Below are 498 nucleotides of genomic sequence, written 5' to 3'. Positions count from 1 at the left end.
AGGGGAACCTGCGGCTGGATCACCTCCTTTCTAAGGAAGCTGTGGAATTGGAAGACGGCATCTTCGGATGCATGACCTTTCCCGTGCTTTTTAGAACATAGATGGCACCAGTCAGGTGACCATCGAACGCAATACGCCACGGAAATACCTTTGGTATTCGGCTGGTATGGCGAGTGCCGCCGTCCACGTTTCTCTTTCTCACAAGGATACGAACCACGCCCGCTCACTTTAAGCGTCGAGCGACACTTAGGTGGTGCGTGCAACCGGAATGGGCCCGTAGCTCAGGTGGTTAGAGCGCACGCCTGATAAGCGTGAGGTCGGCAGTTCGAGTCTGCCCGGGCCCACCATTTTGGGATCTGGCAGATGATCGGAACGGTTGGGGCTGTAGCTCAGCTGGGAGAGCACCTGCTTTGCAAGCAGGGGGTCAGCGGTTCGATCCCGCTCAGCTCCACCAATTCGATTGGTGTTGAACTGACGGAAGATATCCTTGGAGAAAAT

General features: G+C 55.4%; 2 tRNA genes. Both read left to right on the top strand.

Going from position 1 to position 498, the window contains the following annotated elements:
• The first annotated feature begins 270 nt into the window (after window positions 1-270).
• Window positions 271-347 (top strand) — tRNA-Ile (locus IB277_RS37670).
• A 31-nt stretch (window positions 348-378) separates the two neighbouring features.
• Window positions 379-454 (top strand) — tRNA-Ala (locus tag IB277_RS37665).
• Window positions 455-498: the final 44 nt, after the last annotated feature.

It is taken from the genome of Ensifer sp. ENS07, assembly GCF_014852185.1.
Classification (GTDB): Bacteria; Pseudomonadota; Alphaproteobacteria; order Rhizobiales; family Rhizobiaceae; genus Ensifer; species Ensifer adhaerens.
Note: the sequence above shows the minus strand (reverse complement) of the source record. Positions and strands in the feature narration are given on the sequence as shown.